This is a genomic window from Defluviimonas salinarum, from assembly GCF_026013545.1.
GTDB classification, from domain to species: Bacteria; Pseudomonadota; Alphaproteobacteria; order Rhodobacterales; family Rhodobacteraceae; genus Albidovulum; species Albidovulum salinarum.
Window position 1 is genome coordinate 143,369 of the sequence record NZ_JAPDOG010000007.1, and the last position, 19,353, is coordinate 162,721.

Sequence of the window (19,353 nt, forward strand, 5' to 3'; positions counted from 1 at the left end):
GCGAGAACACAATCGCCGCCAGAAAGAATCCTTCTTTTTGCCCGCATTTGTCCATGCAAAGGCGCCAGATTGTTTCCAGCCTGTCCGGACAGGCGAAGTCAGAAAGCGAGTATCCCATGGTCGGTGCAAGTAAGATCCTCACGGTCTCGTACGGCACGTTCTCCTGCACGCTGGAGGGGTTCGACGAGCCGTTCTCGACCATGAAGGCGATTGCCGAGTATTTCCGTGACCTCGCCGCCGACGACCGCTATTTCGGCGCCGAGCCGCCGACTCCGGATGCCGAGATGCTGCACAAGATCGCCGAGCGCGAGATCCAGCGCCGGGTCGACGCGAAGATCAGCGAGCACGGCATCGTGCTGCGCCCCCAGGGCGCGCAGGCGGACCAGCCGGCCACCGCTCCGGCGCCGGCCGCGGCCAAATCCGCAGCTGCCCCGGCACCGGCCGTGGCCGAGCGCGTAACCGCACCGGAGGACGACGGCGTCGCCGCGAAGCTCCAGCGCATCCGCGCGGTCGTCGCGACCACCCATCCGGCCTCCGGCGCCAACGAGCCCGAGGCGGAGTTCGCCTCTGCCGCGCCCATGCCCGGCGACGATTTCGGCTTCGACATCGACCTCGGCGACGACCTCTCCGAGCCGATGGAAGCCTCCCCCGCCGTCGGAGCCGGCCCGGCCAGCGACTCCGCCGCCCCCGAAGACGACAAGCCGAGCTACTTCGAGCGCGCCCGCGCCCGGGTGATCAAGATCCACCGCGCGGCGGCCGAGAATGACGGGACCTCCCCGCAGGCGATCCCGGCGGCCCCCGAGGCCGGCCGCGACGCGGACGTCACCGTCGAGAGCCCGGACGAAGACGACCAGCGCTCGGCGATCTTCGCCGCGCTCCACGACGACGCCGGCGCGGCCGCGACCGACGAGCCGCAGGATGACGCCGTCGACGCGGCCGAGGACGACGAAGATTCGACGCTACTCGCCGGCATCAGCGCGGCGATCGGCGCGGCCGGGCACGACCACGGCACGGACGCCCCGCGCAATCGGGCCGAGCCCCCCCATGAGCCGCGCCGCCCGTCCCATACCGGCCGCGCGATCCTCGAAGCCCGGTCGGATAATGACGAGGCCTCGGTGGAACGGCTGATGGAGGTCGCCAAGTCGAAGCTCGAAGGCGTCGAGAACCGCCGCCGCTTCTCGGCGATCACCCAGCTCAAGGCGGCCGTCGTCGCCACCGTCGCCGACCGCAAGCTGAAATCCAGCGACGATGAGGACCGTGCGTCGGCAGCCCCCAGGACCGATCTCGACCGTTACCGCGACGATCTGTCGAAGGCCGTTCGTCCGCGCCCGCCCGTGACCGGGATGGAGGACGCCGAGCCCGCACCGGCTCCCGCGGCCGAGCCACGCCCGGCGCCGCTGGTTCTCGTCTCCGCGCAGCGTATCGACGCCGAACCCGAGCCCGCGCCGGCCGACGAGGAGATCATCCAGCCGCGCCGCGTCAGCGCCGGTCACCACGACCTCGACGAGGCCGATGTCGACGAGGCTGAAGTCGAGGCCGAGGCCGCGATCTCGCCCGAGGACGCCCGGAATTTCGCCGACTTCGCCGAGCGGCTCGGCGCGACGAGTCTTGTCGAGCTTCTCGAGGCTGCCGCCGCCTATACCGCCACGGTCGAGGGCCAGCCGCATTTCTCGCGCCCGCAGATCCTGCGCAAGATCGCGCGGGTCTCCGACGAGGTCGAATACAGCCGCGAGGACGGGCTGCGCTCGTTCGGCATGCTCTTGCGGCAGGGCAAGATCCAGAAGGTACGCCGCGGCCAGTTCGCGATCACCGAGGCCTCGCGCTTCATGTCCGAGGCGCGTCACGCGACGCGCTGAGGCGGATCAGACCGGAGCGATCAGGAAAACGGAGCGGTTCTCACCGCTCCGTTTCGTTTCCGGCCTCCGGATCGGCCTTGCCGACGCCGCGGAAGACGAAGCGGAACGGCAGCATCCAGAGAAAGCCGAGCCCGAGGTAGATCAGCATCTCGACCCAGAACGGCTGCCGCCCGAAGGCCGCGTCGAGCATGTTGATCAGGCTCACCGCGACGACGATATAGACCGGCAGCCCGACCAGCAGAATCAGGAGCGCGAGGCGCCGGCGGGTGCGGTAGGACAGCATCAGTCGGCAAACGGGTCGGTGACGAGGATCGTGTCGTCGCGCTCGGGGCTCGTCGACAGAAGCGCCACCGGGCAGTCGATCAGTTCTTCGACCCGGCGGACGTACTTGATCGCGTTGGCGGGCAGGTCGGCCCAGCTTCGGGCTCCTTCCGTCGATTCCTGCCAGCCCGGCATTTCCTCGTAGATCGGCGTGCAGCGCGCCTGCTTGTCGGCGGCCATCGGCAGGTAGTCCAGCCGCTCGCCATCGACCTCGTAGCCCGTGCAGATCTTCAGCGTCTCGAACCCGTCGAGCACGTCGAGCTTGGTCAGTGCGATGCCCTTGACGCCCGAGGTCGCGCAGGTCTGGCGCACGAGACAGGCGTCGAACCAGCCGCAGCGGCGCTTGCGGCCGGTGACGGTGCCGAACTCGCGGCCGCGCTCGCCAAGGCGCTGGCCGTCGCCGTCATGCAGCTCGGTCGGGAACGGCCCTTCGCCCACGCGGGTGGTGTAGGCCTTGACGATGCCGAGGACGAAGTCGATCGCGCCCGGGCCGATCCCGGTCCCGGTCGCCGCCTGCCCGGCGATGACATTCGACGAGGTGACGAAGGGATAGGTGCCGAAGTCGATATCGAGAAGCGCGCCCTGCGCGCCTTCGAAGAGGATACGCTTGCCGGACTTCCGCGCCTCGTTCATCACCTTCCAGACCGGCGCCGCATAGGGCAGGATCTCGGGCGCGATCGCGCGCAGGTCGGCGAGAAGCGCGTCGCGGTCGATGGGCTCGAGCCCGAGACCGGCGCGCAGCGCGTTGTGATGGACGAGCGCGCGGTCCACGCGCAGTTCCAGCGTCGCCTCATCGGCCAGATCGGCGACCCGGATCACCCGGCGGCCGACCTTGTCCTCGTAGGCGGGCCCGATGCCGCGCCCGGTGGTGCCGATCTTGGCGACCGAGACCTGGCTTTCCCGCGCCCGGTCCAGCTCGCCGTGGAACGGCAGGATCAGGGGCGTGTTCTCGGCGACCATCAGCGTCTCGGGGCTGATCTCCACCCCCTGCTCGCGGATCGACGCGATTTCCTTGACCAGATGCCAGGGATCGAGCACGACGCCATTGCCGATGACCGAGAGCTTGCCGCCGCGCACGACGCCCGAGGGCAGCGCGTTCAGCTTGTAGACCTTGCCGTCGATGACCAGCGTATGGCCGGCATTGTGGCCGCCCTGGAAGCGCGCGATCACGTCGGCGCGCTCGGAGAGCCAGTCGACGATCTTGCCCTTGCCCTCGTCGCCCCACTGGGCCCCGACCACCACGACATTGGCCATCCGTCTCTCTCCTCTGACGCCAAACCCGGCACGGTATAGCGGCGTGGGCGGGCGGACGGAACCGGTAAATTGCGGCCGGCGCGGAATCGCGTCCGCGCCATGCGTTGACGCATGTCAACGCGCGCGCGCCCGGCGTGGCGCAGACTGGTCCGGTCCAACCGATTGCACGCGGCGCGAGGGGCGAAGGGAGGGCGCAAATGGCTTGGGTACGCGACATCCTCAGTGCCAAGAGGCACGGGATCTTCGGCGTCGGCCCCGACGACATGGTGCTCGATGCGCTGAAGCTGATGGCCGAGAAGGACATCGGCGCGGTGCTCGTCACCGAGGGCGACCGGCTCGCCGGCATCTTCACCGAACGGCGCTACGCGCGCGAGGTGTTCCTCAAGGGCCGTTCCTCGCCCATGACGAAGGTCGGCGAGGTGATGGAGCGCGACGTGATCACGGTGACGCCCGACGAGACGGCGGAGGCCTGCATGGCGCTGATGTCCCGCAACCGCATTCGCCACCTGCCGGTGATGCGGGACGGCACGCTCGTCGGGGTGATCTCGATCGGCGACCTGATGCAGAGCATCATCGAGGACCGGGAGTTCGATATCGGCCAGCTCGTCAACTATGTGAGCCGGTAGTCGCGGGCGGACAGCCCCGCCCCGCACCCCGTCCCCGTCTGGACAGGGGCCGCCCGGCTGCGCTAGCCAGTGCGAAAACCGGAGAACACCCATGGGCTTCCTGATCCGCTGGCTCGCCGCGTTCGGCCTTCTGTCCGCGACCTACAACCCGACCGGCTGGAGCTTCGCCCACTGGGCCCGGCAGTCCTTCGCCGACGAGATGCCGCTGATCGTGCTCGCCGGCCTCGTGCTGCTCATCGGCTATGTGATCTACCTGCGCGCCACCCTGCGCTCGATCGGCGGCCTCGGCATGGCGCTCGTCGCCGCCGTCGTGGCCGCGCTGGCCTGGGTACTGATCGACCAGGGGCTTCTCCGGCTCGACAATCCCTCGCTCAACGCCTGGCTCGGGATTGTGGCGCTGTCGGTGGTGCTCGGCATCGGCCTGAGCTGGAGCCATGTGCGCCGCCGCATCTCCGGACAGTCCGACATGGACGATGTCGGCGACTGAGGGGTTGCGGCCCCGCCGCCATGGGCCTAGATAGGCGCGTCAGCGAAATACGAAGGCCAAGCGGTCCATGGAAAACGTCGTCCTCACCGTCCATCTGATTCTCGCGCTCCTGATGATCGGGGTGGTGCTCCTGCAGCGCTCCGAGGGCGGCGGGCTTCTCTCCGGCGGCGGCTCGATGTCGGCCCGCGGCGCGGCCAATGCGCTGACGAAGGTGACCTGGCTTCTCGCCATCGGCTTCATCGCCACCTCGATCACGCTGACGATCCTCGCGGCGCAGAACGCCAAGGGCACCTCGGTGCTCGACCAGTCCGGCGCCGAGGCCCCGGCCGAGGTTCCGGCGGACGTGACCGCCCCGCTTGCGCCCGAAGGCGACCTCCTGCCGCCGTCGAGCGGCGACGCCCCCGCCGCACCGCCGCCGGCGGAGTGACGCCGCACCACAACGATTTGATCTGACACTCGAACCTTACCACAACACCTTGCGGTCCAGTTGCGGGCAGCGCGCGAATCTGTTATGCGTCGACTCCCGTGATGTCGTGTCCTGAGACGGCACGACAAACCCAGGCGACTTGAGGCAATCACGGGAGATTCCGCAGCATGGCGCGTTATGTATTCATCACCGGCGGTGTGGTCTCCTCGCTCGGCAAGGGACTGGCCTCGGCGGCGCTCGGCGCGCTCCTGCAGGCCCGCGGCTATTCGGTGCGGCTGCGGAAGCTCGACCCCTATCTCAACGTCGACCCCGGCACGATGTCGCCCTTCGAGCATGGCGAGGTCTTCGTCACCGACGACGGCGCCGAGACCGACCTCGACCTCGGCCATTACGAGCGGTTCACCGGCGTCCACGCCCGCAAGACCGATTCCATCTCCTCGGGGCGGATCTATTCCAACGTGCTGGAGAAGGAGCGCCGCGGCGACTACCTCGGCAAGACGATCCAGGTGATCCCCCACGTCACCAACGAAATCAAGGAGTTCCTCCATATCGGCGAGGACGAGGTCGATTTCATGCTCTGCGAGATCGGCGGCACCGTGGGCGACATTGAGGGCCTGCCCTTCTTCGAGGCGATCCGCCAGTTCATCCACGAGCGGCCCCGCGGCCAGTCGATCCTGATGCACCTGACGCTCCTGCCCTATCTCGCGGCCTCCGGCGAGTTGAAGACCAAGCCGACCCAGCACTCGGTCAAGGAGCTCCAGTCGATCGGCCTCGCGCCCGACGTGCTCGTCTGCCGCTCCGAACACCCGATCCCGGAGAAGGAGCGCGCCAAGATCGCGCTCTTCTGCAACGTCCGTCCCGAGGCGGTGATCCCCGCCTACGATCTCAAGACGATCTACGAGGCGCCTCTGGCCTATCACCGCGAGGGGCTCGACCAGGCGGTGCTCGACGCCTTCGGCATCGCGCCTGCGCCGCGGCCCAACCTCGGGCGCTGGGAAGACGTGATGGACCGGCTGACCAATGCCGAGGGCGAGGTCCGCGTCGCCATCGTCGGCAAGTACACCCAACTCGAGGACGCCTACAAATCCATCGCCGAGGCGCTGACCCACGGCGGCATGGCCAACCGGGTGCGCGTGAAGTCCGAATGGATCGACGCCGAGATCTTCGAGCGCGAGGACCCCGCGCCCTGGCTCGAGCGCTTCCACGCGATCCTCGTCCCCGGCGGCTTCGGCGAGCGCGGCACGGAAGGAAAGATCAAGGCCGCGCAGTTCGCGCGTGAAAAGAAAATCCCCTATCTCGGCATCTGCCTCGGCATGCAGATGGCCGTGATCGAGGCGGCGCGGAACAAGGCGGGCCTCACCCGCGCCGGCTCCGAGGAATTCGACCACGAGAAGGGCGAGAAGCGGTTCGAACCGGTCGTGTACCACCTCAAGGAATGGGTGCAGGGCAACCACATGGTCGCCCGCAAGGTCGATGACGACAAGGGCGGCACGATGCGGCTCGGCGCCTATACCGCCAATCTCAAGGAAGGCTCGAAGGTCGCCCATGTCTACGGCGCCGCGACGATCGAGGAGCGCCACCGCCACCGCTACGAGGTGGACGTGAAATACCGCGAGAAGCTCGAGGCCTGCGGGCTGATCTTCTCGGGCATGAGCCCGGACGGCAAGCTCCCCGAGATCGTCGAGTGGCAGGACCATCCCTGGTTCATCGGCGTCCAGTTCCACCCCGAGCTGAAGTCGAAACCCTTCGCCCCGCACCCCCTCTTCGCCGATTTCGTGCGGGCAGCGAAGGAGATCGAGCGGCTGGTTTGACGGCGCGGCGCGAGCGGACGATCCGCTTAAAGCCGGCTCGTTGCAGGACCGCCTGCCGAGCGGCCATGTCTCTGAATTGCGCGGGTCCGCCATGCGGACACTGCCGTTCGTCGCACAAGCGGTGTTTCCGCTCGTTTCGACTGTTTTTTCGAACAGCAGCAAAATCTGGCAATCTGCCGCCATCTGCATCAACGTTCGCCTGACCGCCAAACTTTTGGAAACAGGCGCAAGTCCGACGTGAAGCCGTAACGGGCCGAGAACCCGGTTCCAAGATACGAGGGGCACACATGCAGAATGCGGGTTTCAGGGGAATGCGTGTGCTGAGTGCAGTCTGCGCACTCGCCTTGCTTGCCGGGTGTCAGGCTTCCCCGGAAGGGCGCGCGCTGCCTGACGATCCTTATGGTTGGCACGGTTCGGGAAAGATCGTCAGGCTTGCGGAGTTGGGAGACAGCGCCGAGCTTCGGCGCGGCTTCGCCGAGATGTCGCGGGGGGAGGTGTACTTCGGGGCGCTCCATGTGGATCGCGAAAGCGAACGTTACGCCTACACCCGCAGCTGGAACTCGATCGAAGCGGCCATCTCAGTCAGTGCGGCGGTCTGCTCGTCGAAGTCTGGCCGAGCCTGCCAGCTCGCCGCATTGGCTCTGCCGGCCGCGCTGCCGCCGGACACGCGCCGGGCGAAGGGCTTCAGTGTGCAGACGCTGAACCAGTTCCGGCTGCTTTATGCCAAGGTCCAAAAACCCGGCCTCTGGGGCGCCTATGCCATCGCCCCGATGGCAGCGCAGGGATTTTCGGCGCAAGAGCGAACGGAAGAAGACGCCACACGCGGCGCCCTGAAAGATTGCGAGTTCCGGCTTGAGGCGGAACTGGCCCGGATCGGGCCGGCAGGCGCCGCAGCCGCACGGCGGGCCGGCTTCGCCCGTTGCGAGGTGGTCCACATTACGTCACCGTGAAAGAAGCCGTCTGCAGGCTAGTTTCGGTCAGCCGGCCTGCGCCGCGTCGCAAACCTGCCACGCGCCGCCGGCCCCTGCTCGCACCTTCATTTCTGAGAGCGCGCTGTCGTGCCAGCGCCAGCGAGCCGATCGAGCCCCGCACGGAGGCGCCAGACCGCTTCGGCGGCGTGGTCTAGGCCGAGGATCACGAGGCAGAGCGGACAGATCACGAAACGCGACAGCAGGCTGCGGCGAGTCCCGTCCGCGGTGCGGAGCGCCATGCCGGTCGGAAAGATGTTGGGGCTCACGACATCAAGCATTGGCGCCATCTGCGGCCCTCCCGCCCTGAAACGGGAGCCGCTGCGGCGTGGCGTGGCGCCCGGATCGTCCGGCGCGACCACAAGGACATTCTGCCTCTGCCATGTGCGAGACTCTTCCCAATCGTTGCGAGGAAAACGCGGCCACCGTCTACGGTCGACAGGCCCATTGGGCGCACAGGGCCGACTGAGCCGACCATGACCTCATGGTGTCACCGGCCACGCCCTGTCGCAAGCGACAAGATGCCGCTATGGCTTGTTTGCGACAAAAAACTACAACTTTGACGTGTTTGTCATCTCACCGCGGAGCCGAACCGTTGACGCCACGGCAACCATACGAGCGGACCGGCCGGATTCGGGATCGTTTCGCGACGCCGGCAGCCCCTACCCGCGCCGATTCGACGCAATCGGGACCTTTACGACGCGGCTCTGGCGCGGACAACGGACCGACGCCTGCCATACACTTTGCAGACGCCGGATTTTCCGCCTATATGGCCTCCATGTTCGGACGCCTCCTCTCCTCGCTGCTCGGCCCTGAGCCCGAGCCCCTGCCCGCCCCCGAGGCGCGGCTGGCGCTTGCCGCGCTCCTGGTGCGGCTCGCCCGCGCCGACGAGTCCTACACCGATCCCGAGCGCGCCCGCATCGACCGTGTCCTCGCGACCCGCTATGACGTCTCGCCCTTCGAGGCCGCCAGGCTCCGCGCCGAGGCCGAGGTGCTGGAATCCGAGGCGCCCGACACCGTCCGCTTCACCCGCGCGCTGAAGGACGCCGTGCCGCACGAGGACCGGATGAGCCTGATGGAGGCGCTCTGGTCGGTGGCGCTCGCCGACGACGACCGCGACCCGCGCGAGGATGCGATGATCCGGGTCACCGCCGATCTGCTCGGCATCAATGACCGCGACCGCGCCATCGCCCGCCAAACTGTTGAGAAAAGACGGAAATGATCGCCAGCCTCGCGATGTACGACTGGCCGCATGTCGCGGCCGAACACGACCGCCTGTGGCAACTGGTCCGCGCGGCCCTGGCCGAGGAGGGCATCGACGCCCCCGCGGGCCTGACCCGCAACGGCAGCCTCTGGACGATCTGGGAAAGCCCCGCGCTGGTGCTCGGCCAGACCTGCGGCATGCCCTACCGGACCCGGCTCCACGGCCATGTCGCGCTGGTCGCGACGCTCGACTACGCGCTGCCCGACGCGCCGCCCGGCTACTACTATTCGGAATTCATCACCCGCGCCGACGAGCCGGGCGACGTCATTGATTTCATTGACAGAACGCTCGCCTTCAACGGTCAGGACAGCCAATCGGGCTGGGCCGCGCCGCAAAACCACGTCGCGCCCCTCGGGCTGAAGTTCAGCCACACCCGCCACACCGGCGCCCATCGCGACAGCGCCCGCGCGGTCGCCGAGGGCCGCGCCGACATCGCCGCGATCGACGCCGTCACCTGGCGGCTGATCGAGGCGCACATGCCCAAGCTCGCCGCGAAACTGCGCGTCATCACCCATACCGCGCCGACCCCCGGCCTGCCACTCATCACCGCGAAGGGCCGCGACGCCGTCGCCGTCGCCCGTGCGGTCGCCGCCGCGCTTGCCGCACTTGCCCCCGAAGACCGCGCGGCCCTCGGGCTGGCCGGCCTCGCGGCGATCCCGCCGGAGGCCTATCTCGCGGTTCCCACCCCCGCCCCGCCATCGCAAGATGTGCCGGTCAACTGAGCGTTTCGCCGGAATTTTCCCGTCCAGCCGGACAAAAAGCGCATTGTAAAGCGGCGAATTATCCGCCCTACTCTGCGCCGGGGAGAATGCAACGTGACAGAAAAAGACATTCCGGTCATCGAAATCCGTGACCTGCACAAGGCTTATGGCCAGCTTGAAGTCCTGAAAGGCGTCTCGCTCAAGGCGATGCGCGGCGGGGTCGTCTCGCTCATCGGCTCGTCCGGCTCGGGCAAATCGACGCTCCTGCGCTGCTGCAACCTGCTGGAGGACAGCCAGCAGGGCGAGGTGATCTTCAAGGGCGAAGAGGTCAAGTGGCGCGGCGAGGGGCTCGGCCGCCATCCGGCCGACCGGGCGCAGGTGATCCGCATCCGCACCAACCTGTCGATGGTGTTCCAGCAGTTCAACCTCTGGTCCCACATGACGATCCTGCAGAATGTCATGGAGGCGCCGCTGACGGTGCTGAAGCGGGACAGGGCCGAGGTCGAGGCCTCGGCGCGCAAGTATCTCGAGAAGGTCGGCATCGGCGACAAGTGCGACGCCTATCCCGCGCAGCTCTCGGGTGGCCAGCAGCAGCGCGCCGCCATCGCGCGCGGGCTCTGCATGGAGCCGACCGCGCTCCTCTTCGACGAGCCGACCTCGGCGCTCGACCCCGAATTGCAGCAGGAAGTGGTGAAGGTGATCAAGGCGCTCGCCGAGGAACACCGCACCATGATCATCGTCACCCACGACATGCGGCTCGCCGCCGATGTGTCGGACCACGTCGTCTTCCTGCACCAGGGTCGGATCGAGGAGGAAGGTCCGCCGGCCGAGCTCTTCGGCAATCCGAAAACCGAACGCCTGCAACAGTTCCTGAGCGCGACCGTTGCGGCCTGACATTCAAAGCAGCTCGAACCAAAGCAAGACCGGGAGTTACCTTATGAAGAAGCTTGTCCTTTCCGCCGCCGTTCTGGCGCTGACCGCAGGGCTCGCCACGGCCCAGACTGTGCGCATGGGCACCGAGGGCGCCTATCCTCCGTACAACTTCATCAATGATGCCGGCGAGGTGGACGGGTTCGAGCGCGAGGTCGGCGACGAACTCTGCGCGCGGGCCGAGCTGACCTGCGAATGGGTCACCAACGACTGGGATTCGATCATCCCCAACCTCGTCTCGGGCAACTACGACACGATCATCGCCGGCATGTCGATCACCGCTGAACGTGACGCGGTCATCGACTTCACCCAAAACTACTTCCCGCCGGCGGCCTCGGCCTATGTCGGGCTCTCTGCGGATGCCGACCTGTCCGGCGTGATCGCGGCGCAGGCGGCGACACTGCAGGCGAGCCATGTCGCCGAAACCGGCGCCACGCTCCTCGAATTCCCGAGCCCGGACGAGACCATCGCCGCGGTCCGCAACGGCGAGGCCGACGCGGTTCTGGCCGACAAGGATTTCCTCGCGCCGATCGTCGCGGAATCGGGCGGCGAGCTGGCCTTCGTCGGCGATGACATCCAGCTCGGCGACGGCATCGGCATCGGCGTGCGCGAATCCGACGCCGAGCTCAAGGGCAAGCTCGACGCGGCGATCCAGTCGATGAAGGACGACGGCACGCTGAACGAGATGATCAAGAAGTGGTTCGGCGAAGAATCGCTGGTCTTCTGATGCGAGAGGGCGGGGCGTCCGAGCCCCGCCCGTCCTGATCCCATGTTCAATTCCTGCACCGATCCGAGCGCGCTCGAAGGCCTCAGCTGGCTTCTCTGCTACCTGACCACGGGCAAACACCTGTCGATGTACTGGGCCGTCGGCACGGTCCTGCTGCTTCTGGCCATCACCGCCCCCGTGGCATTGGTCTTCGGCTTCGGCGGCGCCTCGGCAGCGCGCAGCCGCTTCCTGCCGCTCCGCTGGTTCGGCAAGGCCTATATCTCGGTGGTGCGCGGAGTTCCGGACATCGCCTTCTTCATGTTCTTCGTCATCGCGCTCGACCAGGCGTTCGAGCTGGTGCGCCACAAGATCAAGTGCCCCGGCTGGGATCAGGATATCTGGCAGGGCAACGATTTCGTGGTCTGCACCGCGGCGAAGCTGCCCCTGGGCACAGCGCCGCAATGGGTGCACGAGACCTACGGCTTCTTCCTCGCCGTCCTGACCTTCTCGATCGTCTTCGGGGCCTTCGCCGCGAACGTGCTCTACGGCGCGATGCAGGCGGTGCCGCGGGCGCAGATCGAGACCGCCGAGGCCTACGGGATGACGCACCGCCAGAGCTTCTGGCGCATCATGGTGCCGCAGATGTGGGTCTACGCGCTGCCCGGCCTCTCGAATCTCTGGATGGTGCTGATCAAGGCGACGCCGCTGCTGTTCCTCCTTGGCGTCGAGGACATCGTCTACTGGGCGCGCGAGCTCGGCGGGTCGAAGACGACGCAGTTCACCGACTATCCCCATCCCGACTGGCGGATGTGGTACTTCCTCGCGCTCCTCATCTTTTATCTCGGCTTCACGCGGGTGTCCGAGGTGGCGCTCGACAAGATCATGAAGCGCCTCACCAAGGGTCAGGCGACGATGGGCGGCGAAGCACAACGAAAGGCGGCGGCATGAGTTGCTGGGAAACGATCGCCGATTACGGCCTCAGAAGCCTCGGCCATGGCGAGCGGCTCCTGCCGCGGTCCGACTTCACGCTCTGCCAGCAGTTCACGCTGATCGGCTCGGGCATGATCTGGAACATCTACTTCGGCACGCTGGCGCTTCTGTCGGGCTTCGTGCTGGCGACCGCGGTCGCGCTCGGCAAGAGCGCGCGCAATCCCCTGATCCGAAAGCCCGCGGAGTGGTTCGTCTTCGTGTTCCGCGGCTCGCCCCTCTTCATCCAGTTCTTCTTCGCCTACTTCCTGTTCCTGAGCCTCAAATCCTCCTACCCGGTGCTGGCGCCCCTGACGGCCGCGGCACTCGGGGCGCTGGTCGTCCTTTTCCTCAACACCGCCGCCTATTCGGCCGAGATCTTCTACGGCGCGCTGCAGTCGATCCCGAAGGGCGACATCGAGGCCGCCGACGCCTATGGCATGTCGGGCTGGCCGCGCTTCCGACGGGTGATCTGGCCGACGATGCTACGACTCGGCTGGCCGGCCTATACGAACGAGGCGATCTTTCTCTTCCACGCCACGACGCTGGTGTTCTTCTCGGGCTTCCCGACCCTGAAGCAGAAGGGCGACGCGCTCTATTACGCGAGCTATTTCGCCGACAAGACCTTCAACCCGTTCATCCCCTATCCGATCCTCGCCTTCTACTTCATCCTGCTCACGCTCACGGTGATCTGGCTCTTCGGGCGGGTGAATGCCCGGCTCAACCGGCACCTGCCGCAGGAGACCCGCAGCAGAATTCGCTTGCGTCCACAGCTGATCCGGTAGTATCACATATTTGATCAAATTATTCGGGCGTACTGAACGCCTGATTCCGGGAACTTGTCGGCGCATGCCGCGCCACCCGCAAAATTTGATCACAAACAGCGAAGGCCCAAGGGCATGGGCCGATGCTGCCTGCCGGATCGTTCAAGATCCGGCCCGAGGCGGTTTCGGAACGCGCGCCAGGCCAATCAGGTGCGGAAGATGAAGAACTGGCTCAGAAAACACCCCGAGGTGCGCACGATTCGCGTGGCGGCCGCGGATCTCAACGGACAGCCGCGCGGCAAGCGCGTCCCGGTCCGCTTCGCCGACACGGTCGTCGAGAACGGCACGCGCTACCCGATGTCGGTCCTGAACCTCGACATCTGGGGCGAGGACATCGAGGACAGCCCGCTGGTGTTCGACTCCGGCGATGTCGACGGCGTGCTGAAACCGACCGAGCGCGGCTTCATGCCGATGCCCTGGCTCGACAGCCCCTCGGCGATCCTGCCGATCTGGATGTTCCGCGAGAGCGGGCGCCCCTACGAGGGCGACCCGCGCCACGCGCTGTCCCGCATCGTCAAGCGCTACAAGGCGCTGGGGCTCACGCCGGTCTGCGCGATGGAGCTTGAGTTCTTCCTGATCGACGATTCCGGCAAGACGCTCCAGGTGCCGCCGAGCCCCCGCTCCGGAAAGCGCCGCAAGGCGGCCGAGATCATGTCGATCCGCGCGCTCGACATGTTCGACACCTTCTTCACCGATCTCTACGACGCCTGCGAGGCGATGGACATTCCGGCCGATACCGCGATCTCGGAATCCGGGCTCGGCCAGTTCGAGATCAACCTGATGCATTGCGACGACGCCCTGCGCGCCGCCGACGATGCCTGGCTGTTCAAGATGCTCCTCAAGGGCATGGCCCGCCACCACGGCTTCGCCGCGAGTTTCATGGCGAAGCCCTATCCGGAGTATTCCGGCAACGGGCTCCACACCCATTTCTCGGTGATCGACAAGGACGGCGAGAACGTCTTCGACAACGGCGGGCCGGAAGGCACCGACATGATGAAGCATGCCGTCGCCGGCTGCCTCGCCGCGATGCGCGACTGCACGCTTCTCTTCGCGCCGCATTCCAACAGCTACGACCGCCTGATCCCCGAGGCCCATGCCCCGAACGGCGTCTGCTGGGCCTACGAGAACCGCACCTCGGCGATCCGCATCCCCTCGGGCAATCCCAAGGCGCGGCGGATCGAGCACCGGGTCGCGGGCGGCGACGTGAACCCCTACCTGATGCTCGCCGGCATCCTTGGGGCGGCGCTCGTCGGCATCGAGGAAAAGATGACCCCGCCGGCGCCGATCACCGGCAATGCCTACGCGCTCGAACTGCCGCTTCTCTGCGAGAGCTGGGAGGAGGCGATCGACACGTTCGAGCAGAGCGAGATCGTGGCGAAGATCTTCCCCAAGGAGCTCATCCGCAACCTCGTGATGACCAAGCGGCAGGAGCTGCGCTACATGGCAGAACTGACGCCCGAGGAGAAGACCGAGATCTACCTCGACACCGTCTGACCCGGCTTCCGCGCCGCTTGCAAAGGCGGGCGGCGCGGCGCACCCTTCCCTGACGTTCCGACCGAGAGACACCCATGCGTATCGGCATCCTCCAGACCGGCCAGGCCCCAGATGTCCTGAAGGACAGGATGGGCGACTATCCCGACATGTTCGTCCGGCTTCTGGCGGGACGCGGGCTCGACTTCACCTCGTACCATGTCGAGGGGATGGAGTTTCCCGAGAGCGTCCATGACTGCGACGGCTGGCTCATCACCGGCTCGCGCCACGGCGCCTACGAGGACCATCCGTTCATCAAGCCGCTGGAAGAGTTCATCCGCAAGGCCTATGCCGAACGGGTGCCCGTCGTCGGCATCTGCTTCGGCCACCAGATCATCGCCCAGGCGATGGGCGGCCGCGTGGAGAAGTTCAAGGGCGGCTGGTCGGTCGGCCCGACCGACTACGACTTCGGGGGCGAGACGGTGACGCTCAACGCCTGGCACCAGGACCAGGTCGTCGAGAAGCCGGCCGCGGCCGAGACCGTGGGCTCCAGCCCCTTTTGCGAACATGCCGCGCTCCTCTATGACGACCGCGCCTATACCGTTCAGGCCCATCCCGAATACGGCGATGCGTTCATCGACGGGCTGATGACGTATCGCGGGAAGGGCCTCGTGCCCGACGCGCTGATGGAGGCGGCGCGCGCCCGATTCGACGGCGCCAATTCCTCCGCCGCGATCGCCGACCGGATCGCGGACTTCTTCAAGCAGAACCGAAATAAAGCGACAGTGTGATTCATGTCCGACTGGACCCAGAAGCTTCCCGAAGCCGCCCAGGAATACATCGCCGGCCGCCGGCTGGACGAGGTTGAGTGCCTCGTCTCCGACCTCGCGGGCGTGGCCAAGGGCAAGGCGATGCCGGCCTCTAAATTCGGCAAACAGAAGTATTTCCACCTGCCGAACTCGATCTTCGCGCAGACCATCACCGGCGACTATGCCGACATGCCGGACGAGAGCGAGTTCACCGAACCCGACATGATCCTGACGCCGGACTTCTCGACCGCGACCGCTGTGCCCTGGACCGCCGACATCACCATCCAGGTGATCCACGACGTCAACGACCAGCAGGGCAACCCGGTGCCGATGGCACCCAGGAACGTGCTTAAGCGCGTGGTGAAGCTCTTCAACGATCAGGGCTGGAAGCCGATCGTCGCGCCCGAGATGGAGTTTTTCCTCGTCGCGCGCAACGTCGACCCGAACATGCCGGTGATCCCGCCGATGGGCCGCTCCGGCCGGCGCGCCGCCGCCAAGCAGGCCTATTCGATGTCGGCCGTCGATGAATACGGCAAGGTCATCGACGATATCTACGACTTCGCCGAGGCCCAGGGCTTCGAGATCGACGGCATCGTCCAGGAAGGTGGCGCTGGTCAGGTCGAGCTCAACCTCTCCCACGGCGATCCGATCGACCTCGCCGACGAGGTATTCTTCTTCAAGCGGCTGCTGCGCGAGGCGGCGCTGCGCCACGACTGCTTCGCGACCTTCATGGCCAAGCCGATCGAGGGCGAGCCGGGCAGCGCCATGCACATCCATTCGTCCGTCGTCGATCTCAAGACCGGCAAGAGCATCTTCTCCGACGCCAAGGGCGGCGAGACCGAGGCCTTCCTGCACTTCATCGCCGGCATGCAGAACTACCTGCCCGCGGTGGTGGCGCTGATGGCGCCCTATGTAAACTCCTACCGCCGCTACGTCCCGGACTTCGCGGCGCCGATCAACCTCGAATGGGGCCGCGACAACCGCACCACCGGGCTCCGGGTGCCGATCTCGGAACCCGCCGCGCGGCGGATCGAGAACCGCCTGCCGGGGATGGACTGCAACCCCTATCTCGGCATCGCCGCGACGCTGGTCTGCGGCTATCTCGGGCTGACGGAGAAGAAGCTGCCGCGGCCCGAGGTCACCGGCAACGCCTATATCGACTCCGACGAGCTGCCGACCAATCTCGGCGACGCGCTCGACCTCTTCTCCGACTGCGCGCCCCTGCGCGAGGTGCTGACGCCGGAGTTCTGCGACATCTACGAGGCGGTCAAGCGCAACGAGTACAAGGAGTTCCTGCAGGTCATCAGCCCCTGGGAGCGCGAGTACCTGCTGCTCAACGTCTGACCGCCGCGATCGGCGATTTTTTGCAGGCCGCCCCCGGGCGGCCTGTGGTCTTTTCCACATCGGACAGATATGGATTTTTGAAACCGGCGATTTCAAAAAGGTGAACCATGTCCACCGCCACCCTGGCACCCCAGCCGACCCGGACCCCCGACGTCCACCAGGCCGAACCGATCCCCGAGGCCGCGCGGGCCGAGATCGAGCGGCTGCTCGCGAGTGGCGACCTCTTCCGCTACACCGCGCCCGAAGGCGCGCCGGTGGCGCTCCTCGAAGCCGAGTTCGCCGCCCATATGGGGGTGCGCTACGCGCTCGCGGTCTCCTCCTGCTCGGCGGCACTCTTCCTCGCGCTGAAGGCGCTCGACCTGCCGCGCGGCGCGCGCGTCGTGATCCCCGCCTTCACCTTCGCCGCGGTGCCCTCCGCCGTGGTTCACGCCGATTGCGAACCCGTCCTCGTCGAGGTCGGCCGCGACCTCCGCATCGACCTCGACGATTTCCGCGCCAAGCTCGACGGCGCCGACGCGGTGCTCATCAGCCACATGCGCGGCCATACCTCCGACATGGACGCGATCATGATCGAGGCCGAGGCTCGCGGCCTGCCGGTGGTGGAGGATGCCGCCCATTCGCTCGGCACGCTCTGGGCGGGCCGCAAGATCGGCACGATTGGCCGGATCGGCTGCTTCTCGTTCCAGTCCTACAAGCTCGTCAATGCCGGCGAGGGCGGCATGTTCATCACCGACGACCCCGAGCTTGCCGCCCGCGCGGTGATCATGTCGGGCGCCTACGAGCACAACTGGAAGAAACACCCCGGCCTGCAGACCGGCTTCATGCGCTGGCAGAACCGGCTGCCCTTGTACAACATGCGGATGCAGAACCTCTCGGCCGCCGTGATCCGGCCGCAGATCCCCGAGATCGCCGCCCGCGTCGCCGCCGGCCGCGCCAATCACGACCACGTCGCGGAGCGCCTAAACGCCTCGCCCTGGATCGAGGTGCCGCCCGCCCTGCCCCAGGAGGAACGCGCCCCGGATTCGCTGCAGTTCAACCTGAACGGCTTCGACACCGACGACGAGGCGCGCGCCTTCCAGGACGCCGCCCTGCGCCGCGGCGTCTCGGTCCAGGTCTTCGGGCTCTCGAAGGACAATGCCCGCGCCTTCTGGAACTGGCAGTTCCTCGGCACGCCGCCCGACCTGCCGAAGACCCGCGCGATGCTGATGCGGGCCTGCGACGTGCGCCTGCCGACGCGGCTCACCCGCGCCGAGCTCGACGTGATCGCCGACGGCCTGCTCGCTGCGGTCGACGAGATCAGGCGCGCCTGATCCTTCTTCATTGCCAAAATACCCCCGCCGGAGGCCTCCTCCGGCGCGGCGTCAGAGCCTGGAGAGCTTTGACTGCAGCTCGGCAAGCTGCTTCTTGATCGCCTCGAGGTCTTCCTCGTCCTTGCCCTTCGCCTTGCCCTTCGGCTTCTCCTCGGCCTCGGATTCCCTCGCAGGCGCCAAGCCGCCCATCATCGAGCGCAGGAAGGCCTGCTGCTGGCGCTGCAATGCCTCGAAGCCCGGCATCGACGACATCGGGTTGGGGAAGGTCGAGAGGTTTTCCAGCATCTTCGACTGGCCCTCGCGCAGCATCTCGAAGGAGGCGGCGAGAAACTGCGGCACCACGCTCTGCGCACTCGTCGTGTAGCTGCGGACGAGATCGGTCAGCACGTCGATCGGCAGCACGCTCTCGCCGCGGCTCTCGTGCTCAGCGATGATCTGGAGGAGATACTGCCGGGTCAGGTCGTCGCCCGACTTCAGGTCGACGATCTGCACTTCGCGCCCGTCGCGGATGAAGGCGGCGATATCCTCAAGCGTGACGTAGTCGCTCGTTTCCGTGTTGTAGAGCCGCCGGCTGGCATAGCGTTTGATCAGCAGCGGCTTGGCGTCTTCGGCCATCGGCCATCCTCCCGGGATCGTCTTTTTTTGGCGTTGCAGCGAGATTAAGCCGCGCGGCAGAAAAGACAACAAAAAGAACGAAAAAAGAAAAGGGCGGGCACGAGGCCCGCCCAGTTTCGGTCTCACCGACAGGGAGGAGTAAGGAGACCGTTAATCTCGCACTCGCTACTTACTTCGAGGTCGCGGCTGCCGCGGCCTTCTTCGCGGCGGTCGTGACTTCCGCCTGGGCTTTCTTCACCGCGGCGGTCGCGTCCTCGGAGAAGTCCTTGCCGGCGGCGAGCATCAGCTCGACGGTTTCCATCTGGGCCTTCTTCGCGACTTCGGCGAAGGCGGCGAGGTTTTCGGCGGCCATCTCGGCAGCGGCCGACGCGAAGTCGGTCATCGCTTTGGAGTAATCGGTCGGCTCGTCCTTGACCTTGGCGAGGGCGCCGAACTTGGCGATCGTGTCCTTGGTCCACTTCGAGGAAATCTCGTTCGACTTCTCGGCGGCTTCGAGAGCGACTTTCGCCACTTTCTCACCGAGAACGGCCGAGGTCTTGAACGTGTCCTGGAACGCTTTCGCGTCGAAGGGAACGGAGGAAGCCATGTCCTGCATGACTTTGGTGAAGTCCTGGGTCTTCTGCATCTGTGTATCTCCTGGCAAGGGCGTCAGCCCGTTCTGCGT

General features: G+C 66.7%; 22 protein-coding genes. 17 read left to right on the top strand and 5 right to left on the bottom strand.

Annotated features, from left to right (window positions below; translation table 11 throughout):
* Window positions 1-116: 116 nt before the first annotated feature.
* Window positions 117-1,856, top strand: coding sequence for a prolipoprotein diacylglyceryl transferase (locus tag OM960_RS09930; protein ID WP_264771847.1), 1,740 nt, complete (start codon window positions 117-119; stop codon window positions 1,854-1,856).
* A gap of 40 nt (window positions 1,857-1,896) precedes the next feature.
* On the opposite strand, the gene OM960_RS09935 is transcribed toward OM960_RS09930, so the two are convergent.
* Both OM960_RS09935 and OM960_RS09940 read right to left on the bottom strand, forming a co-directional pair.
* Complete coding sequence (locus tag OM960_RS09935) at window positions 1,897-2,139, bottom strand: DUF2842 domain-containing protein (protein ID WP_263334379.1); 243 nt, start codon at window positions 2,137-2,139, stop codon at window positions 1,897-1,899.
* The gene (locus OM960_RS09940) at window positions 2,139-3,431 is read right to left on the bottom strand and encodes an adenylosuccinate synthase (RefSeq protein ID WP_264771848.1); all 1,293 of its coding nucleotides are present in this window, start codon (window positions 3,429-3,431) and stop codon (window positions 2,139-2,141) included. Before OM960_RS09940 ends, OM960_RS09935 begins: the two co-directional genes overlap by 1 nt.
* Before the next feature lie 197 nt (window positions 3,432-3,628).
* Here OM960_RS09940 and OM960_RS09945 point away from each other — a divergent pair, with 197 nt between their 5' ends.
* The 6 genes from OM960_RS09945 to OM960_RS09970 all read left to right on the top strand — a co-directional run bounded on the left by OM960_RS09945 (window position 3,629) and on the right by OM960_RS09970 (window position 7,732).
* Window positions 3,629-4,057, top strand: a complete 429-nt coding sequence (locus OM960_RS09945) for a CBS domain-containing protein (RefSeq protein WP_263334375.1) — start codon at window positions 3,629-3,631, stop codon at window positions 4,055-4,057.
* A gap of 91 nt (window positions 4,058-4,148) precedes the next feature.
* On the top strand, window positions 4,149-4,544 hold the full coding sequence (locus tag OM960_RS09950) for a DUF6524 family protein (RefSeq protein WP_263334372.1): 396 nt from the start codon (window positions 4,149-4,151) through the stop codon (window positions 4,542-4,544).
* A 67-nt stretch (window positions 4,545-4,611) separates the two neighbouring features.
* Complete coding sequence (gene secG, locus OM960_RS09955) at window positions 4,612-4,971, top strand: preprotein translocase subunit SecG (protein ID WP_263334370.1); 360 nt, start codon at window positions 4,612-4,614, stop codon at window positions 4,969-4,971.
* Window positions 4,972-5,138: 167 nt separating this feature from the next.
* Complete coding sequence (gene pyrG / locus OM960_RS09960) at window positions 5,139-6,782, top strand: CTP synthase (RefSeq protein ID WP_264771849.1); 1,644 nt, start codon at window positions 5,139-5,141, stop codon at window positions 6,780-6,782.
* Window positions 6,783-6,822: 40 nt separating this feature from the next.
* The gene (locus tag OM960_RS09965) at window positions 6,823-7,023 is read left to right on the top strand and encodes a hypothetical protein (RefSeq protein WP_264771850.1); all 201 of its coding nucleotides are present in this window, start codon (window positions 6,823-6,825) and stop codon (window positions 7,021-7,023) included.
* A 46-nt stretch (window positions 7,024-7,069) separates the two neighbouring features.
* The gene (locus OM960_RS09970; protein WP_264771851.1) at window positions 7,070-7,732 is read left to right on the top strand and encodes a hypothetical protein; all 663 of its coding nucleotides are present in this window, start codon (window positions 7,070-7,072) and stop codon (window positions 7,730-7,732) included.
* 86 nt (window positions 7,733-7,818) lie between these two features.
* Here the strand turns inward: OM960_RS09970 and OM960_RS09975 are convergent, their stop codons facing one another.
* Complete coding sequence (locus OM960_RS09975; protein WP_264771852.1) at window positions 7,819-8,040, bottom strand: hypothetical protein; 222 nt, start codon at window positions 8,038-8,040, stop codon at window positions 7,819-7,821.
* A gap of 488 nt (window positions 8,041-8,528) precedes the next feature.
* Here OM960_RS09975 and OM960_RS09980 point away from each other — a divergent pair, with 488 nt between their 5' ends.
* The 10 genes from OM960_RS09980 (at window position 8,529) to OM960_RS10025 (ending at window position 18,074) form a co-directional block, all read left to right on the top strand.
* Window positions 8,529-8,972 (top strand): tellurite resistance TerB family protein, encoded by a 444-nt coding sequence (locus OM960_RS09980; protein ID WP_264771853.1) that lies wholly within the window; start codon window positions 8,529-8,531, stop codon window positions 8,970-8,972.
* Window positions 8,969-9,736, top strand: coding sequence for a phosphate/phosphite/phosphonate ABC transporter substrate-binding protein (locus tag OM960_RS09985; protein ID WP_264771854.1), 768 nt, complete (start codon window positions 8,969-8,971; stop codon window positions 9,734-9,736). Before OM960_RS09980 ends, OM960_RS09985 begins: the two co-directional genes overlap by 4 nt.
* A gap of 93 nt (window positions 9,737-9,829) precedes the next feature.
* Window positions 9,830-10,609 carry an ABC transporter ATP-binding protein gene (locus OM960_RS09990; RefSeq protein WP_354003551.1) on the top strand — a complete coding sequence of 260 codons (780 nt, stop codon included), beginning with the start codon at window positions 9,830-9,832 and terminating at the stop codon, window positions 10,607-10,609.
* A 43-nt stretch (window positions 10,610-10,652) separates the two neighbouring features.
* Entirely contained in the window at window positions 10,653-11,372 is a 720-nt protein-coding gene (locus OM960_RS09995) for a transporter substrate-binding domain-containing protein (protein ID WP_263334360.1), read from the top strand.
* A gap of 42 nt (window positions 11,373-11,414) precedes the next feature.
* Window positions 11,415-12,299: an ABC transporter permease gene (locus OM960_RS10000; protein WP_264771855.1), complete on the top strand. Its 885-nt coding sequence runs from the start codon at window positions 11,415-11,417 to the stop codon at window positions 12,297-12,299.
* Window positions 12,296-13,102, top strand: coding sequence for an ABC transporter permease (locus OM960_RS10005; protein ID WP_263334356.1), 807 nt, complete (start codon window positions 12,296-12,298; stop codon window positions 13,100-13,102). The genes OM960_RS10000 and OM960_RS10005 overlap by 4 nt, the downstream gene beginning before the upstream one ends.
* Window positions 13,103-13,300: 198 nt before the next feature.
* Window positions 13,301-14,635, top strand: coding sequence for a glutamine synthetase family protein (locus OM960_RS10010; protein ID WP_263334354.1), 1,335 nt, complete (start codon window positions 13,301-13,303; stop codon window positions 14,633-14,635).
* A gap of 74 nt (window positions 14,636-14,709) precedes the next feature.
* A complete protein-coding gene (locus OM960_RS10015) occupies window positions 14,710-15,402 on the top strand; it encodes a type 1 glutamine amidotransferase (protein ID WP_263334353.1) in 693 nt (230 codons plus the stop codon).
* A gap of 3 nt (window positions 15,403-15,405) precedes the next feature.
* Window positions 15,406-16,764, top strand: a complete 1,359-nt coding sequence (locus tag OM960_RS10020) for a glutamine synthetase family protein (protein WP_264771856.1) — start codon at window positions 15,406-15,408, stop codon at window positions 16,762-16,764.
* A gap of 107 nt (window positions 16,765-16,871) precedes the next feature.
* The gene (locus tag OM960_RS10025; RefSeq protein ID WP_264771857.1) at window positions 16,872-18,074 is read left to right on the top strand and encodes a DegT/DnrJ/EryC1/StrS family aminotransferase; all 1,203 of its coding nucleotides are present in this window, start codon (window positions 16,872-16,874) and stop codon (window positions 18,072-18,074) included.
* 51 nt (window positions 18,075-18,125) lie between these two features.
* Here the strand turns inward: OM960_RS10025 and phaR are convergent, their stop codons facing one another.
* Together phaR and OM960_RS10035 are read right to left on the bottom strand one after the other, a co-directional pair.
* A complete protein-coding gene (phaR, locus tag OM960_RS10030; protein WP_263334348.1) occupies window positions 18,126-18,689 on the bottom strand; it encodes a polyhydroxyalkanoate synthesis repressor PhaR in 564 nt (187 codons plus the stop codon).
* A 169-nt stretch (window positions 18,690-18,858) separates the two neighbouring features.
* Window positions 18,859-19,314, bottom strand: coding sequence for a phasin family protein (locus OM960_RS10035; RefSeq protein ID WP_263334346.1), 456 nt, complete (start codon window positions 19,312-19,314; stop codon window positions 18,859-18,861).
* Window positions 19,315-19,353 lie beyond the last annotated feature (39 nt).

Bases quoted from the DNA above. Each gene is read 5' to 3' on its own strand.
- pyrG (WP_264771849.1), top strand. From the start codon at position 5,139: ATGGCGCGTTATGTATTCATCACCGGCGGTGTGGTCTCCTCGCTCGGC.
- OM960_RS09950 (WP_263334372.1), top strand. From the start codon at position 4,149: ATGGGCTTCCTGATCCGCTGGCTCGCCGCGTTCGGCCTTCTGTCCGCG.
- OM960_RS09975 (WP_264771852.1), bottom strand. From the start codon at position 8,040: ATGGCGCCAATGCTTGATGTCGTGAGCCCCAACATCTTTCCGACCGGC.
- OM960_RS09985 (WP_264771854.1), top strand. From the start codon at position 8,969: ATGATCGCCAGCCTCGCGATGTACGACTGGCCGCATGTCGCGGCCGAA.
- OM960_RS09935 (WP_263334379.1), bottom strand. From the start codon at position 2,139: ATGCTGTCCTACCGCACCCGCCGGCGCCTCGCGCTCCTGATTCTGCTG.
- OM960_RS09930 (WP_264771847.1), top strand. From the start codon at position 117: ATGGTCGGTGCAAGTAAGATCCTCACGGTCTCGTACGGCACGTTCTCC.
- OM960_RS09980 (WP_264771853.1), top strand. From the start codon at position 8,529: ATGTTCGGACGCCTCCTCTCCTCGCTGCTCGGCCCTGAGCCCGAGCCC.
- OM960_RS09970 (WP_264771851.1), top strand. From the start codon at position 7,070: ATGCAGAATGCGGGTTTCAGGGGAATGCGTGTGCTGAGTGCAGTCTGC.
- OM960_RS10025 (WP_264771857.1), top strand. From the start codon at position 16,872: ATGTCCACCGCCACCCTGGCACCCCAGCCGACCCGGACCCCCGACGTC.
- OM960_RS10020 (WP_264771856.1), top strand. From the start codon at position 15,406: ATGTCCGACTGGACCCAGAAGCTTCCCGAAGCCGCCCAGGAATACATC.
- OM960_RS10010 (WP_263334354.1), top strand. From the start codon at position 13,301: ATGAAGAACTGGCTCAGAAAACACCCCGAGGTGCGCACGATTCGCGTG.
- phaR (WP_263334348.1), bottom strand. From the start codon at position 18,689: ATGGCCGAAGACGCCAAGCCGCTGCTGATCAAACGCTATGCCAGCCGG.
- OM960_RS10015 (WP_263334353.1), top strand. From the start codon at position 14,710: ATGCGTATCGGCATCCTCCAGACCGGCCAGGCCCCAGATGTCCTGAAG.
- OM960_RS09995 (WP_263334360.1), top strand. From the start codon at position 10,653: ATGAAGAAGCTTGTCCTTTCCGCCGCCGTTCTGGCGCTGACCGCAGGG.
- secG (WP_263334370.1), top strand. From the start codon at position 4,612: ATGGAAAACGTCGTCCTCACCGTCCATCTGATTCTCGCGCTCCTGATG.
- OM960_RS10000 (WP_264771855.1), top strand. From the start codon at position 11,415: ATGTTCAATTCCTGCACCGATCCGAGCGCGCTCGAAGGCCTCAGCTGG.
- OM960_RS09940 (WP_264771848.1), bottom strand. From the start codon at position 3,431: ATGGCCAATGTCGTGGTGGTCGGGGCCCAGTGGGGCGACGAGGGCAAG.
- OM960_RS10035 (WP_263334346.1), bottom strand. From the start codon at position 19,314: ATGCAGAAGACCCAGGACTTCACCAAAGTCATGCAGGACATGGCTTCC.
- OM960_RS10005 (WP_263334356.1), top strand. From the start codon at position 12,296: ATGAGTTGCTGGGAAACGATCGCCGATTACGGCCTCAGAAGCCTCGGC.
- OM960_RS09945 (WP_263334375.1), top strand. From the start codon at position 3,629: ATGGCTTGGGTACGCGACATCCTCAGTGCCAAGAGGCACGGGATCTTC.